General features: G+C 66.4%; 14 protein-coding genes and 1 pseudogene. 7 read left to right on the top strand and 8 right to left on the bottom strand.

Annotated features, from left to right (window positions below; translation table 11 throughout):
* The first annotated feature begins 1 nt into the window (after position 1).
* Positions 2-1,483: a CpaF family protein gene (locus B1A78_RS02390; protein WP_077145412.1), complete on the top strand. Its 1,482-nt coding sequence runs from the start codon at positions 2-4 to the stop codon at positions 1,481-1,483.
* On the opposite strand, the gene B1A78_RS02385 is transcribed toward B1A78_RS02390, so the two are convergent.
* Positions 1,480-2,469, bottom strand: coding sequence for an isopenicillin N synthase family oxygenase (locus B1A78_RS02385; RefSeq protein ID WP_077145411.1), 990 nt, complete (start codon positions 2,467-2,469; stop codon positions 1,480-1,482). The genes B1A78_RS02390 and B1A78_RS02385 overlap by 4 nt on opposite strands.
* Positions 2,466-2,654, bottom strand: a complete 189-nt coding sequence (locus B1A78_RS02380; protein WP_077145410.1) for a hypothetical protein — start codon at positions 2,652-2,654, stop codon at positions 2,466-2,468. Before B1A78_RS02380 ends, B1A78_RS02385 begins: the two co-directional genes overlap by 4 nt.
* Positions 2,655-2,735: 81 nt before the next feature.
* Here B1A78_RS02380 and B1A78_RS02375 point away from each other — a divergent pair, with 81 nt between their 5' ends.
* Positions 2,736-3,566 (top strand): class I SAM-dependent methyltransferase, encoded by an 831-nt coding sequence (locus tag B1A78_RS02375; protein ID WP_077145409.1) that lies wholly within the window; start codon positions 2,736-2,738, stop codon positions 3,564-3,566.
* A gap of 5 nt (positions 3,567-3,571) precedes the next feature.
* A complete protein-coding gene (aat, locus tag B1A78_RS02370) occupies positions 3,572-4,333 on the top strand; it encodes a leucyl/phenylalanyl-tRNA--protein transferase (RefSeq protein WP_218667925.1) in 762 nt (253 codons plus the stop codon).
* Positions 4,334-4,368: 35 nt separating this feature from the next.
* Here aat and B1A78_RS23335 read toward each other — a convergent pair.
* From B1A78_RS23335 to B1A78_RS02350, 4 genes and pseudogenes are all read right to left on the bottom strand, one after another.
* A pseudogene (locus B1A78_RS23335) lies at positions 4,369-4,539 on the bottom strand (DUF2155 domain-containing protein); the annotation flags it as partial.
* A 239-nt stretch (positions 4,540-4,778) separates the two neighbouring features.
* Positions 4,779-5,165, bottom strand: coding sequence for an NADH:ubiquinone oxidoreductase subunit NDUFA12 (locus B1A78_RS02360; RefSeq protein WP_077145407.1), 387 nt, complete (start codon positions 5,163-5,165; stop codon positions 4,779-4,781).
* A gap of 63 nt (positions 5,166-5,228) precedes the next feature.
* Complete coding sequence (locus tag B1A78_RS02355) at positions 5,229-5,681, bottom strand: DUF192 domain-containing protein (protein ID WP_077145450.1); 453 nt, start codon at positions 5,679-5,681, stop codon at positions 5,229-5,231.
* Between the two features lie 48 nt (positions 5,682-5,729).
* Positions 5,730-6,293, bottom strand: a complete 564-nt coding sequence (locus tag B1A78_RS02350; RefSeq protein ID WP_077145406.1) for a RecX family transcriptional regulator — start codon at positions 6,291-6,293, stop codon at positions 5,730-5,732.
* A gap of 178 nt (positions 6,294-6,471) precedes the next feature.
* On the opposite strand from B1A78_RS02350, the gene B1A78_RS02345 reads away from it, so the two are divergent.
* From B1A78_RS02345 to B1A78_RS02335, 3 genes are all read left to right on the top strand, one after another.
* On the top strand, positions 6,472-8,223 hold the full coding sequence (locus tag B1A78_RS02345) for a fatty acyl-AMP ligase (protein WP_077145405.1): 1,752 nt from the start codon (positions 6,472-6,474) through the stop codon (positions 8,221-8,223).
* Positions 8,224-8,355: 132 nt separating this feature from the next.
* Positions 8,356-10,665 (top strand): bifunctional diguanylate cyclase/phosphodiesterase, encoded by a 2,310-nt coding sequence (locus tag B1A78_RS02340; protein WP_256837428.1) that lies wholly within the window; start codon positions 8,356-8,358, stop codon positions 10,663-10,665.
* Between the two features lie 165 nt (positions 10,666-10,830).
* Positions 10,831-11,412 carry a CHAP domain-containing protein gene (locus B1A78_RS02335; RefSeq protein ID WP_077145403.1) on the top strand — a complete coding sequence of 194 codons (582 nt, stop codon included), beginning with the start codon at positions 10,831-10,833 and terminating at the stop codon, positions 11,410-11,412.
* Positions 11,413-11,515: 103 nt separating this feature from the next.
* Here B1A78_RS02335 and B1A78_RS02330 read toward each other — a convergent pair whose 3' ends face one another.
* A complete protein-coding gene (locus B1A78_RS02330; protein ID WP_077145402.1) occupies positions 11,516-11,800 on the bottom strand; it encodes a DUF3297 family protein in 285 nt (94 codons plus the stop codon).
* Between the two features lie 82 nt (positions 11,801-11,882).
* A complete protein-coding gene (locus B1A78_RS02325; RefSeq protein ID WP_077145401.1) occupies positions 11,883-14,222 on the bottom strand; it encodes a TonB-dependent receptor in 2,340 nt (779 codons plus the stop codon).
* A gap of 197 nt (positions 14,223-14,419) precedes the next feature.
* Between B1A78_RS02325 and B1A78_RS02320 the strand changes: the two genes are divergently transcribed.
* On the top strand, positions 14,420-15,620 hold a 1,201-nt coding region (locus B1A78_RS02320), incomplete at its 3' end, for a hypothetical protein (RefSeq protein ID WP_144037645.1).

Raw genomic sequence — 15,620 nt, 5'->3', positions numbered from 1 at the left:
CATGAGCGCATTCGGACGCCGACCCGGTACCGCAGGACGCCCCGCCTTTGGCGTGGCGAAGCCGATGCAGGGCGGCGCTGGCAGCGGCGGTGGCCAGTTCCCCGCGATCGACGCGGCGCCGCTTCCCGACTCGGCAGGCCCGGTTCCCGAACTCGAGGCAATGGAGCGGCTGAACCAGCGCTCGACCGCCGAGGCGATGGAGCCTGAAAAGGCGCAGGGTTTCGAGGCCAGCGTCCACAAGATCAAGGAGCAGGTGCTCCCGCGCCTGCTCGAACGCGTCGATCCCGAGGCGGCGGCGACGCTGTCGAAGGACGAGCTGACCGAGGAATTCCGCCCGATCATCCTCGAAGTGCTTGCCGAACTGCGGATCACGCTGAACCGCCGCGAGCAGTTCGCGCTCGAAAAGGTGCTCGTCGACGAATTGCTCGGTTTCGGGCCGCTCGAGGAGCTGCTGTCGGACCCCGACATCAGCGACATCATGGTCAACGGGCCGTACCAGACCTATATCGAAAAAAAGGGCCAGCTGGTCATCGCGCCGATCCAGTTCCGCGACGAACAGCATCTGTTCCAGATCGCGCAGCGCATCTGCAACATGGTCGGCCGCCGCGTCGACCAGACCACGCCGCTCGCCGACGCCCGCCTCAAGGACGGCAGCCGCGTCAACGTGATCGTGCCGCCGCTGAGCTTGCGCGGCACCGCGATCTCGATTCGTAAATTCTCGGCCAAGCCGATCACGCTCGACATGCTGTGCCAGTGGGGCGCGATGAGCCAGAAGATGTGCACCGCGCTGAAGATCGCGGGCGCCAGCCGCTTCAACATCGTCATCTCGGGCGGTACGGGTTCGGGCAAGACGACGATGCTCAACGCCCTCTCCAAGATGATCGACCCCGGCGAGCGCGTGCTGACGATCGAGGACGCCGCCGAACTTCGCCTGCAGCAGCCGCACTGGCTGCCGCTCGAAACGCGCCCGGCGAACCTTGAGGGCAATGGCGCGATTCACATGGGCGACCTCGTCAAGAACGCGCTGCGTATGCGTCCCGACCGCATCATCATGGGTGAGGTCCGCGGCGCCGAATGTTTCGACCTGCTCGCCGCGATGAACACCGGCCACGACGGCTCGATGTGTACGCTCCACTCGAACAGCCCGCGCGAATGCCTCGGCCGTATGGAAAATATGGTGCTGATGGGCGACGTGAAGATCCCGAAGGAAGCGATTTCGAAGCAGATCGCCGACTCGGTCGACATGGTCGTCCAGATCAAGCGCCTGCGCGATGGTTCGCGCCGCGTCACCAACGTCACCGAGGTGATCGGCATGGAAGGCGATGTCATCGTCACGCAGGAACTGTTCAAGTTCGAATATCTGGACGAGGACAAGGACGGCAAGATCATCGGCGAATATCGCGCGATGGGCCTGCGTCCCTATACGCTGGAGAAGGCACGCCAGTTCGGCTTCGACCAGCCCTATCTGGAAGCCTGCCTCTAAGCCGGGTCGAGGTTTTTCCCGGCGAGGTCGGGAAACACCTTGCCCACCTTGCCGATCAGATAATCGCCATAGGTGCCGCCGGCCTCATGGACGTCGATGCCGTCCCAGCGCGGCAACAGCCGTGTCGTTGCGGGAATCGGCAGCGGGTCGACCGACGCCGCGAAGTCGGGATCGTAGAAAAGCGGCCAGGACAGGCGTTCGCGCCCCGAGGCGTTGATCACGCGATGCGGCGCCGAGCGAAAGCGTCCGCGCGTCAGCCGTTCGAACATGTCGCCGATATTGACGACGAGCGCCCGTCCACGCGGCGGCACCGCGATCCACGAGCCGTCGGCCGCACGCACCTCGAGGCCGCCATGCGCATCCTGCCCGAGCAGCGTGAGCAGGCCGTAATCGCTATGTTCGCCGACGCCGAGATCGTCGGCTGCGCCACCCGGCGGATAATGGAAGATGCGGAACAACAGGGTCGGGCGCCGCGTGATCCCGGCCGCGAAATGATCGACGGGGAGGTCGAGCGCGAGCGCCATGCCGCGCATCAGCGCCTCGGCCGCCGCGACCGTCGCCGCCAGATATTCCTCTACCGCGTCGCGTAGTGCGGGAACGGCAGCGGGCCAGAGGTTGGCGCCGTGGAGGGGCCAGCCCGCCGCGACACGCGGGTCGGCGGCGCGGAGTTCCTCGCCCAGATACAGCCCCTCCTTGCGGTCGGGCCGGCCCGAGGTGAGTTCGCCGCCAAGCGGGAACCAGCCGCGCCAGGCGGTGCCGCCATGCGCCATCGCGATCGCCGCCTTCTCCGCCTCGGGCAGCGCGAAAAATGCATGGCTCGCCGCCTCGAGCCGGTCGAACAGCGCGTCGCCGATGCCATGCCCCTCGGCATAGAAGAAACCATATTCGGCGCTCGCGGCCCCGATCGCGGACGCCGCGCGGTCGACTGCGGCGCGATCGTCCATCGCCAGCAGCGGACCGATGTCGATCGCGGGCAGCGCGCTCATTTGCGGGTCAGCCAGAAGGCGAAGGCGAAGAAAGCAACCGCGGCCGACGCGAGCGCGATGCCGCGCCAGGGCATGAAGCCGACGTCGTCGACGTCGCGGCGATTGTTGCGGCGCCATCCGGCGAATTCGGCGATGGCGAAGAGGATCGCGGCGCCGATGCTCACCGACAGCAAGGACACTTGCATTGGACCCATTCCCTTCGCACTATGGCCGTCCCCCCAAACGGGTCGAAACCAGCGACCCGATCCCCAGAGAGGTGCCCCGATATGCGTGATTTCCGTGCCGTTGCAAGTGCAGCGCTGATCGCCGTCGCCGCGTGCAGCGCGCCCGCGCAAAATGCCACCGCGACCGAAGCCGCGGCCAAGCCGGGCGACGCGATCGCCACCGCGGTGGCGGCGCCCACCCGGACCGCCACCAATGTCGCGCGCGACAAATATCGCCATCCCGCCGAAACGCTCGCCTTCTTCGGCGTGAAGCCCGGCGATACCGTCGTCGAGCTGTGGCCGGGCGGCGGTTGGTACACCGAAATCCTCGCGCCGCTCAGCAAGGCGGGCGGCGGCACGCTCTATGTCGCGGCACCGTGGGAAAAGGGTCTCAATCGCGTCAAGGACAAGCAGGCCGCCGACACCGCCACCTATGGCGCGCTGAAGTTCGCCGAATTTCCGGCCGCCGGCACCCATCCCAAGGTGCCCGACGGCAGCGCCGATGTCGTGCTGACCTTTCGCAATGTCCACAACTGGCGCTTCGACGGCGCCGACAACACCGCCAATGCCTTCAAGCAGATCTTCGCGATGCTGAAGCCGGGCGGCGTCCTCGGTGTCGAGGAACATCGCCTGCCCGAGGAGATGGATTCGGCGCTCGAGGAAAAGAGCGGCTATCTGAAGCGGTCGACGGTCATCGCCTTTGCCGAAGCGGCGGGGTTCAAGCTCGCCGGCGAGAGCGACATCAACGCCAATCCCAAGGATACGCACGATTATCCCAAAGGGGTCTGGACGCTGCCGCCGAGCCTGCGCGAGGGCGAGGTCGACAAGGACAAATATCTGGCGATCGGCGAATCGGACCGCATGACGCTGAAATTCGTGAAGCCGGCAAGCTGAAGCCTATCGAGACCATCGACCCTGCGCTGCTGCTCAGCGCCTATGCGCAGGGGCTTTTCCCGATGGCCGACGCGGCGGACGACCCGTCGGTCCATTGGGTCGAGCCGCGGCTGCGCGCGATCCTGCCGCTCGACGGCTTCCGGCTGTCGCGCAGCCTGAAAAAGGTCGTCACGGGCGAGAAATTCCGCGTCACCACCGACCGCGCCTTTACCGACATGGTCGCGCTCTGCGCCGAGCCGGCCGACGACCGGCCGACGACGTGGATCAACCCGGTGATCAAGGCGAGCTACGACCGGCTGTTCCGGCTCGGTCATGCGCACAGCGTCGAATGCTGGCAAGGCGGCGCGCTGGTCGGCGGGCTCTATGGCGTGACGTTGGGGCGCGCCTTTTTTGGCGAATCGATGGTCAGCCGCGCGCGCGACGCGTCGAAGGTCGCGCTTGCGCATCTCGTCGCGCGGCTGCGCGCGGGCGGCTGGCAATTGCTCGACTGCCAGTTCATCACCCCGCACCTCGAATCGCTCGGCGCGATCGAAATCCCGCAGGCCGATTATCTGCGGCGGCTCTATTCGGTGTTGGCGGGGGGCGCGGCGGCCGGCGGCGGTGCGGCGGGCGCAGGGGCCGGCGTTGCCGGGCTGCCTTCGCCGCCGTTCGTCGCGGGCGACTGGGGCGCACTCGACGCCTTGGGCGCGGCGGCCTTGGGCGAGGACAGCGCAACGGGTTCGCCGCCCGGATATGTCATCGCGCAGCTTTTGACGAACACGTCGTAGATCGGGTGCTGGATGACGTTGCGGTCGGGCCGCTCGCGGAAAATCCAGCCCGAAAAGACGCGATACCATTTGTCGTCGCGCTGATCCTGCACCGTTAGCTGGACGAAGGCGCCGGTTTCGGGCGGGTCTTCCCACGGCGCAGTCTGTTCGCACGCACGCAGCCGCACGATCGCGCGGCCGACCCGCGCCGATTCGCCGGGCTTCATCTCGAGGTCCTGCACCAGCCCGTTGCGCTTGTTGAGCAGGCCGACGACGGCGACACGTTCAGCCATCGGCGTCGCGCCCTCGATGCCGCCGACTTCGGCGGGGACGCGTTCGGATTTGGCGATCGTCGGCACCGTCGTGCTGCCCGACTTGGTCGCGGGCGTGCGGTCGCAGGCAGCGAGCGTCGCGGTCAGCGCCAGCGCGGTCAGCGCGGCCGGGATCAGGCGCAGGCCCATGATCCTCAGTCGGCGCCGGGGCGCCACGCCTCATAATCGCCGGTCGCCGCGGCGCGCTTGCCGCCGCGTTCGAGCGCGCCCGCGGGCCGATAGGCGGTGCCGGTTCCCGTCAGGTTCGGCGTCGCTTCCTGCTCCCAGGCGCGCGGCGCGGGCAGGACGTCGGCGGGCAGGTCGTCGAAGGTGCCGTGCAGCCAGCCGTGCCATTCGGGCGGAACCCGGCTCGCATCGTTCGAACCATTATAGAGGACCCAGCGGCGGTCGCCCTTGCGCGCGCGGAAATAGCGGTTGCCAAGGCCGTCCTCGCCGACCTGTTCGCCGGTTTTCCAGCTGTTCAGCAGCGTGCCGACGGTCGCGCCGTCCCACCAGGTGAAAATCTTGCCTAACATGCCCATGGCCGCGCGTTTACAGGCAAGCACCGCCGTTTCGCAAGCGCCAATGGCGCTGCAACCCGCCGATCATTTATCCTGCCACGTCACGATGGCATTTTCGTCGATGCCGAGCCGCGTCGCGGTGCCGCCCGCGAGTTCGAGCACCGCGGTCACCTCGCCGCCGCTGACCACCGGTTCGAGGCTTTCGGGGATCGTGTTTTCGGCGATGCGGTCGATGCTGCCGTCGGCCCGGATGAAGAACATATCGAGCGGAATCAGCGTGTTCTTCATCCAGAAGCTGCCGAAACGCGGCTTTTCGAACGGGAAGAGCATGCCGCCATTTTCGGGCAGGCTGGTGCGGAACATCAGCCCCTTCGCCTGTTCCTCGGGGGTACGCGCGACCTCGACGGTGAAGGCATGCGTCTTGTCGGGGGCCTTGATCGTGAGCGGGATCGTCGCGGGTTTTGCCGGCTGCGAATCGCTGCAACCGGCGACGGGGACCGCCATGACGAGAGCGACAGCGGTCATCCATGCACGCATCGGCTTTTCCTTTCGCCGCACCGGGCCATCCCCGTGAAGGCCTGCGTCCTAATCGAGCCCCGCTTCGGCGTCCAGCGCGGCCTCGTCACCCGGCGAGGTCGCGAGGATGCGGCGCGCGAGCGCCAGCGAATGGCCGGCGCGCGCGAAGGCCGCGACCTGGCGCTCGCGCAGCGCCGGATCGGTCACCGCCGCGGCCGCATAGGGGCCGAAACGGCGGCGGCGTGCAAAGCCGAGCGCCGACGCGAGCGCCGCGCCTTCGGCCGCCTCGACCGCCGTACCCGAATCTGCGGGGTCGATACCGTCGACCCATAATTGCGCCTTCACGCGCCGCACCCCGAGGCCGCGCCGCGTCATCGCCGCGCCGCGCATCGCGGCATATTGCTTGTCGTCGACGAAACCGAGCCGATCCATCTTCGCGACCACCGCCTCGCACGCCGCGCGGCCGTCTATTGCGTCATTCCACTCTGATTCGCGTATTTTTCTCGATAGATAGCGCGCCAGTTTGGCGCGGCTGGTGGCAAAACGCGCGACATAGGCGAGCGCCAGCTCGTCGAGCCGCGCCGCGTCGAGAGTGCGAATTGCCCGGTCGGCGGAAGCGCGGCGGTTGGCCATATGCCATGTTTATGCCACAGTCGGGCCTGATTGAGAACGACCAGCGCCGCCATATCGGGCTCAATGCCTGAAAACAGGCGATTTGTTCCAACGATAAAGGGATCGCGCAGCACGTATGACTCAGAAAGATGACATGCTTGTTGCTGCGCGCCCCGTTTCGCGGGATGCCGGAGCTTCTATGAACGACAAAATCGACAATGCGGCGGACGTGCTCGTGCCGACGCCGACCGAATGCGCCCAGCCGCGCCGTTTTTCGGACTTCGCCACCGTCGGCGAAGCGCTCGACTATGCCGCAAGCGGCACGCGCGGGCTCAATTTCCACGATCCGCGCGGCAAGCTGGTGCGGCCCTATCCGTACAGCGAACTGCGCAGCGACGCGCTGGCGACCGCTTACCGCCTGATCGCCGCCGGGGCGAAGCCCGGCGACCGCATCGCGCTGATCGCCGAGACCGGCCCCGAATTCGCCGCGCTGTTCTTCGGCACCATCTATGCCGGCGCCTGGCCGGTGCCGCTGCCGCTGCCGACCAGCTTCGGCGGCCGCGACTCCTATGTCGGCCAGTTGATCGTCCAGCTGACGAGCTGCGACCCGACGATGCTGTTCTTCCCGCCCGAAATTGCCGCGATGGCGGCCGAAGCCGCCGAGAAGCAGGGCGTCGCGCCGATGGACTGGAGCGAATTCGCCGCGCGTCCCGCACCGCAGGCCGACTTGCCCGTCCAGAACAGCGACGAGACCTGCTACCTTCAGTACAGCAGTGGTTCGACGCGTTTCCCGCACGGCGTCGCGGTCACCCACGCCGCCTTGCTCAACAATCTCGCCGCGCACAGCCATGGCATGGAAGTCTGCGACACCGACCGCTGCGTTTCGTGGCTGCCCTGGTATCATGACATGGGCCTCGTCGGCTGCCTGCTCTCGCCGGTCGCCAACCAGGTGTCGGTCGACTATCTCAAGACCGAGGATTTCGCGCGTCGCCCGCTCGCATGGCTCGACCTGATCAGCCGCAATCCGGGGACGACGCTCAGCTATTCGCCGACCTTCGGTTACGACATCTGCGCGCGCCGCGTGTCGAGCCAGACGCATGTCGCCGACCGTTTCGACCTGTCGCGCTGGCGCGTCGCCGGCAATGGCGCCGACATGATCCGCCCCGACGTGATGCAGCATTTCGTCGATGCCTTTGCCGACGCGGGTTTCAAGGCGAGCGCCTTCCTGCCGAGTTATGGCCTCGCCGAAGCGACGCTCGCGGTGAGCATCATGCCCCCGGGCGAAGGCATCGTCGTCGAACTGGTCGAGGAAACCGAATTGTCGGGCGCCGCGAACGACGCCGGCCGCCCGACCCGCTATCGCGCCATCGTCAACTGCGGCCGCGCCGCGCGCGACATGGTGATCGAGGTCCGCGACGAAGCCGGAAACATCCTGCCCGACCAGACCGTCGGCAAAGTGTGGTGCAGCGGCCCCTCGCTGATGACCGGCTATTTCCGCGACCCCGAATCGACCGCCGCCTGCCTGGTCGACGGCTGGCTCGACACCGGCGATATGGGTTATCTGTCAGGCGGTTACATCTATATCGTCGGCCGCGCCAAGGACATGATCATCATCAACGGCAAGAATCACTGGCCGCAGGATATCGAGTGGGCGGTCGAACAATTGCCGGGCTTCAAATCGGGCGACATCGCCGCCTTCGCGATCACCGCGCCCGGTGGAGAAGAGACCCCCGCGGTGCTCGTCCAGTGCCGCACCAGCGACGATGCCGAGCGCGCGATCCTGCGCGAGACGATTCGCGACCGCGTCCGCGCGATCACCGGCATGAACTGCCTGATCGAGCTGATCCCGCCGCGCACCTTGCCGCGCACCAGCTCGGGCAAGCTGAGCCGGTCGAAGGCGCGCGCGCAATATCTGGCCGGGGAAATCCAACCCTTTGCTATTGCAGCGTGATTCTTTCCCGCTGGCCGGATTGAAAATTGCGACGGACCGTTGGCGCATAGTTACTTTCGGGTAACCCGCTTTCGCTAGAACAGCCCTGTGACCAGGGTGGCGAACGATCCGATTCCGACTGACGATATTCCTGTGCGTGCGCTGCTCGGGCTGAACCGGCGCGCCGACGATATCGGTGACTTGCGGCAGTTGCAGCTCGCGCCGCTGCGCGGCCGGGGCAAGTTGCGCCTCGTCATGGGGCTCGGCATGACGATCGTCGCCGTGCTGACGATGATGAGCACCGTCCCCATAGCGGTGATCGGCGGCTGGGCCATTGCCACCATCCTGTTCAGCCTCTGGTCCTGGCAGGTCGTCTCGCGCCTGCCGCTGGGCGAAATTCGCCACGACGGCGTCGCCGAATTCAACCTGTGCAACCGACACGCCATCTATTCGGCAATTGTCTGGTCGGCGCCCTTTTGGCTCCAGGGCCTCCATCCTTCGGTCGATCACCTGCTGTCGATGTGGACCGTCGCGCTGCTGATGATGCTGACGCTGGCGATCGTCGCGCACACGCTGCCGATGGCTTGCCTGCTCTTTATCATGCCGGTCAGCCTGTCGGCGGCCGGGGCCCTGGCGCTGGCCGGCGCGCACGCACACGCCGGCATCGCGGTCGCCGCCGGCACGATGCTCACGGGCTTTTCCATAAGGTTCGGGCAAAGCCATGTCCGCTTCCGCCGCGCCGAAGAGGTGCTGCACGAAAAGACCGAGACGGTCAGCCTGCTGCTGCGCGAGTTCGAAGAGACCTCTGCCGACTGGCTGTGGCAGACCGACAACAGCCGCCGCCTCGTCCATGTCTCGCCGCGCCTCGCCTTTGCGATCGGCGCCCCCGCCGACCAGCTCGAAGGTCTGCCGCTGCTCCAGGCGCTGTCGGGCGATGCGTGGGAAACGGGGAATTTCCCCAAGAGCCTGCATGACATGGCGGAGCGCATGAAACGACGCGAGAGTTTCTCGAACCTGATCGTCCCCGTCACCATCGACGGCGCGCCGCGCTGGTGGGAATTGTCGGCGTCGCCGCGCCTCGACGAAGCAGGCAAGTTCCTCGGCTTTCGCGGCGTCGGATCGGACGTCACCGAACAGCGCGCCTCGGCCGAACAGATCGCCAAGATGGCACGCTTCGACAATCTCACCGGCCTGCCGAACCGCCTCAGCCTGCACGAAGACCTCGAACGCGCGCTCAACCAGGCGATCGACGCCAAGACGCGCTGCGCGATGCTGATGCTCGACCTCGACCGCTTCAAGGCGGTCAACGATACGCTCGGCCACCCGGTCGGCGACAAATTGCTCGCGCAGGTCGCGGCGCGGCTGAAGAGCATGATGGACCGCGGCATGACCTGCGGCCGGCTGGGCGGCGACGAATTTGCCATCATCCTGCACAACATGCCGTCGACCAGCGACGTCGAGACGCTCGGCAAACGCATCATCGCCGCGCTCAGCCGCCCCTATGTCGTCGACAATCACCAGTTGTTCGTCGGCGCCAGCATCGGCTTCGCGGTCGGACCGCAGGACGGCGCGACGGTCGAGACGCTGACTCGCAACGCCGACCTCGCGCTCTACAAGTCCAAGGACAAGGGCGGCAATGTCGTTGCCGCCTATGTCGCCTCGCTACACGCGCAGGCCGAGGAACGGCGCGTGATGGAACAGGAATTGCGCGGCGCGCTCGATCGCCGCGAGTTCGAGCTCTATTACCAGCCCGTCGTCACCGCCGAGGACGGCATGCTCAACGGTTTCGAAGCCCTGATCCGCTGGAACAACCAGAAGCTTGGCAATGTGTCACCCGGGCGCTTCATTCCGCTCGCCGAGGACAGCCGCCTGATCTCGCCGATCGGCGAATGGGTGCTGCGCACCGCGTGCCACGAGGCGATGAAATGGCCGTCGAACCTGAAGGTCGCGGTCAACGTCTCTGCCGAACAGCTCACCGACCCGGCGTTCGCCTCGGTCGTCGTCTCGGCGCTGGCGCAAAGCGGCCTGCCGCCGCAGCGGCTCGAGATCGAAGTCACCGAGAGCGTCTTCCTGCGCGACGGCGGCGGCGCGGCGCAATTGCTCGACCAGCTGATCGGGCTCGGCATCCGCCTCAGCCTCGACGATTTCGGTACCGGCTATTCGTCGCTCGGCTATCTGCGCAAGACGCAATTCTCGACGATCAAGGTCGATCGCAGCTTCGTCGTCGGGGCCGCCAAGGGGGTCACCGAATCGATCGCGATCATCCGCGCGGTGGTTGCGCTCGCCGACAGCCTCGGCATGTCGACGACCGCCGAGGGCGCCGAAAGCGAGCTCGAGGTCGAAACGATTCGCGCGCTCGGCTGCCGCAACATCCAAGGCTATTTCTATGGCCGCCCGATGCCCGCTGCCGACGTGCTGATGCTGTTCCGCCCGGCCGCCGATCAGGCCAGCGCCGCCGCCTGATACGGCGAGGCGAGCCGACCCGTCGACGAATCGAACCGCCTTTCAAAAGGTTCCCCCATTCACCCCGCGTCCGATGCAATTCGTCGCGCGACGGGTGGTGCGACGCACAAACTGTGGCAACTACCCTTCAACGCTTGAATACAAGCCAAACGGGGGTCGCTTTCCATGTCAGCCAGCCGCTTTACAGCAGCCATCGTCGCATGCCTGATGTCGCTTGCCGCCGCGCTGACCGCCACCCCCGCTGCCGCCGCCAGCTACCTCCAGTGCGTTCCCTTCGCCCGCGCCGAATCGGGCGTCGAGATCCGCGGCAACGCCGGGACCTGGTGGGCGCAGGCTGCAGGCCAGTATGAGCGCGGCGACGAACCGCGCGAGGGCGCGGTGATGGCCTTCGCCGGAACGCGCGGCATGCCGATCGGCCATGTCGCCGTGGTCAAGAAGATCGTCGGCGAACGCGAAATCCTGATCGACCATGCCAATTGGTCGCCGATCAACGGCCGCCGCGGCCAGATCGAGCGCAACGTCCGCGTCGTCGATGTCAGCAGCGCCGGCGACTGGAGCATGGTCCGCGTGTGGTACGCCCCCATCGGCGACCTCGGCCTGCGCGCCAATCCGGTGCAGGGCTTCATCTACCCGGGCAGCAACGCCGCACCGCGCAAGGCTCCGAGCTTCGAAGCGCCGGTGTGGGCCAGCAACGACTGGAAGCCGGGCAACGGCCTCGACATGGTCGCCGCCTCGCTCGGCCAGTAAGTTCCGGACAGACCGGCCAACAAAAAAGCCCCGGTTCGCACCGGGGCTTTTTGTTTGTATCGGCCCGGGCGGGCGTCGCGCCGCCTGAGCGGCGCGGCCTGCCTCAGTCTTCCGACTTGCCTTCGTCGCCCTTGTCGGCGGCGTCGGCAGCGATATCCTCGAACCAGGCCTCGACCTCGCCCGACAGCTTGATCGTCATCGGCTGGCCAAAGCGGTCTTTCGACTTGCCCGCGGCGACGCGGATCCAGCCTTCGGAGATCGAATATTCCTCGACGTCGGTACGCTCCTTGCCCTTGAAGCGGATGCCGATGCCGCGCTGCAGCACCTCCATGTCGAAATGCGGCGAGCGCGGGTTGGTCGACATATGGTCGGGGGGCGTATCGGTCATAGTGCAATTCCCATAAAAAGATGGCGCGGCCCTAGCGGGGCCGCGCCATCGTCGTCAATCGGGAAGCGGTTTTGGCGCCGCTTTAGAAGTCGCCCTTCAGCGTCACGAAGAACTGCTGCGGCGCGCCCGCAAGCAAGGTCTGGGCATCGCCGCTGTTGGCGAAGCCATTGGTGCCGATCGTCGACACATAGGCCTTGTCGAACAGGTTGGTCGCGCTGCCCTGGATCGTCAGCCCGTTCAGCGCGCCCTCGGTGAAGCGATAGCCGATGCTGGCGTCGACGATCACCACCCCGCCGACCTCGGCATCATTCTCGTACGAATAATAGCGCTTCGAGGTGTAGTTGGCACCGACGCGGGCAAAGATATTGCCATTGTCCCAGGTGATTTCGCCCTTCGCCAGATGCTTGGGCGAATTGACCACGGTCTTGCCGGCGGTCGCCGCGATCACGACATTCGCCGCGTTGACGACATCGTCCTGATATTCGCTGTCGTTATAGGCATAGGAACCGAACAGCGAGAGGTCGGGAGTGATGCGGAAGGTACCCGCCGCCTCGACGCCCCACGAGCGCACGTCGCCGACATTCTGCAGGATCGCCGGGTTGCCCTGGATGCCCGAGCCGTTGGCGAAGGCGATGATGCGGTCCTTGAAGTCGACATAATAGCCCGCGACCACGCCCTGGAAACGCGACGACTTGGTGCGGAAGCCAAGCTCATAGGTGGTCGAGGTTTCGGGTTTCAGGTCGAGCGCGTCGAAGCCCGCCTGCGTCGTCGCGAAGGGCCCGCCAGTCGCCGACGATTCGAACGCGCGCATATTCTGGGTGTAGCTCGCGAACGCCTCATTGTCGTCGTTGACGCGGAACAGCAGCCCGGCCTGCGGCAGGAACCAGTCCTTCGCCACGGTGCGCCCCGAAGCGAGACCGCCGCTCACCACCGGGCTGGCTTCATTGGTGACCTTCAGCCCCTTCCAGCCCGCGTTGATCTGCACCTGCCCGAGGTCGAGCGTGTCCTGCACATGATACTGCAGCGTCTCGGTCTTGAAATCGAACTCCCACTGCGTCGCGAGCGGATCCTTGGGGAATTTCAGGCTGCCGCGGCTCGGCGCCCCGGTGGTGTTGGCAAGCCCATAGAAGCGACGCGCCTGGTTGAAATCATTGTCCTCGTACCAGAGCCCGACGTCGAGCGTATTGGCGCCGATCTTGAATTCGCTGGACGCGACGACGCCGAAACGCTCGATTTCATATTCGGTGGTGCGGATCGTGATCGGCGCACCGCCCGGCGTAACGACATAGGGCGTGTACCACAGGCCGCGGCCGCGGTTGCTGTGGTAATAGCCGGTCGCCTTCAGCGTCCAGTTGTCGGTCACCGGCACGTCGCCGCCGATGCCCGCGAGCCAGTCCTTGCGCAGCCCCGCGGCGTCATAATAGGCGTCGTCGACGGTCGTGATCGGTGCCGGGAAGGCTTCGCCGACGCCCGGATAGGGCGCGGTAAAGGTCGCGCCCAGCGGCAGGCTGCCGTTGGCGACGCCGGCGTTGAACGCCGCGCGCGCGACCTGGTTCTGGTAGATTTGCGCGACACGGACCGCGAGGTCCCAGTCCTTGGCATAATTGTCCCAGTCGTAACCGAGCCGGCCGATCATCTCGGCGCTCAGGTCCTGATAGTCATTCTCGGCGCGGTCCGAATAGTTGACGAAGCCGAAGAGCTGGCCGTCGCCGACCGGCTGGACGATGCGGGCATTGACCTGCTGCTGTCGCTGGACGCCGTCGCCCTTCCACTTGTCGGCATCCTGCCAGGCATAGCTGACCGTCAGCATCGGCCCGCCGGTCATGATTTCGCCGCTGTCGAGCCGGACGAAGGCGCGCTTGGTCTCTTCGCTGCCATAGGTACCCGAGAATTCGACGCCCATGTCGGCCTTCGGATCGCGCGAGAAGAATTCGATCGTGCCGCCAAGGTTGCTCGACGACGCGGCCCCAAGCGCGCCCGCACCCTGCGCGACTTCGACCCGGCCGACATTCTCGCTGATGATCGCGCGGCTGATGTGCAGGCCATTGTGGTTGCCATAGCTCATGTCGCCGAGCGGGATGCCGTCGAGCGTGAAGCCGAGCTGGTTCTGGCTGAAACCGCGGATCGAGATGCGCGACGACCATTCATAGGTGCCGAACGGGTCGGCCGACTGGAAATTGACGCCGGGCAGCTTTTCGATGGCCTTGAGCGGATTGATCCCCGGGACGTCGAGCGCGATGTCAGCGGCGCCGATTTCCTGCACCTGGCGCGCCTGGCCGGTGCCGAGCACGATGATCTCTTCGGTGCCGGCATCGTCGGTCGCCGCAGCAACTGCCGTTTCGTCGGCAAGGGCTGGCGCAGCCGCGAGCATGGCGACCGCGGCGACCCCGGCCCGCAGGCGGCTCCTGAACTGATAAGTCATCGATATTCCCCTTTGCCCGGCACCGAAATGATGCGGGACGCGCGGGGGCTTTAGGGAGGCGATATTGCTGCGCTGCGGCACAGGCATGACCGGGCGATGACAGGATAACGAAGGCGATTGTCATGAAGTTCGCGCCCCTTGCGGAGCGACGCAAAGCTTGTCATCACGCGGGAGGGTCGCGTGTCGGGGAATATGTCATGACGATACGCCGGGCGGGTTTCGCCCTTAGCGCCGCGCTGCTCGCGGCAACGGCGCTGCCCACTTTCGCTGCCGAGCCGGCGCCCTGCCCGGCCGACAATGGTGGCCCATGCGACGAAGCGGCGAACAAGCTGGTCGCGGCCTCGGTCGACCGGTTCGAAAAGGCGAATGGCGAGGAACAGGTGCTCGAAGCGCTCGCGCTCGTCGATCTTGTCGCCAAATATCGCACCCGCCTGTCGGACGACAACCGCTTCAACGCCGATACGGGGCTGTGGATCTATTTTCGCAGCGACCGCGAGCCCGGCGACGCCGACTATCGGCGCGTCACCGGCAAGATGCGCGGCTATGCCACGCGCGCGGCAGCGGCCGGCGACGTCGTAGGCGAGCTTTTCTTCCTCGACTGGATGAGCCTCGGCCTGTCCTATGAGGAACGGCTGAGCCATGCGCGGCTCATCCATCGCCGCGCCGCAGACCATGGCCTGCTCGCCGGCGAGGCGGCATCGAGCGCGCGGGTCAGCATCGAAATCTATGGCCGCGAACTGATCGAACAGGGCCGCTATGCTGAGGTCATGCGCGCGCTCGACGACACCTATGCCGAGCTCGAGACGGCGGGCATGACCGTCGAGGACTGGGACCTGCAGCTGCGCTATGCTGAAGCATTGACCCTGGTACGCCGCGACGAGGAATCCGACCGCGCCTTCGACGCGCTGCTCGTCATGCTCGCCGGGCCCAAATATAACGACCATCAGCGCCAGTTCGCGAACAACCAGATCAGCTATTACCGCAATATCGCGGGCCGCTTCGCCGCCGCCGAGGGACCGGGGCGTATTGCCGCGACCGAAGGCGAGCGGCTGCAGGGCCGCGACGATATCGGCACCCAGAAATCGCGCTATAATTTCGCGCTCGCCCTGCTCGGCCAGGGCAAGGCCGAAGAGTCGCTCCCCTATTTCGAGGAGGCGCTGCCGCTCCAGCTCCACGCCGAACGCGGCGACGACTGGTACGATAGCAAGACCGACACGATCATCCTGCTGACCACCCTCGCCCGCGCGCGCGCGCAGGTGAAGGGGCGTGAGGCCGACGGGCTGGTCGCTGCGATCGACGCCGCAGACCGGCTGCGCAAAAGGCGCGAGGCGGGCCTTTCCGGCAACGACGCCAATCCGGCGGTCGCCGCGCTGGCCAAGGCGGTTGCGGCGGGTGCCG

The organism is Sphingopyxis sp. KK2 (genome assembly GCF_001990265.1).
Classification (GTDB): domain Bacteria; phylum Pseudomonadota; class Alphaproteobacteria; order Sphingomonadales; family Sphingomonadaceae; genus Sphingopyxis.
This window is presented reverse-complemented; position numbering and strand designations above follow the sequence as displayed.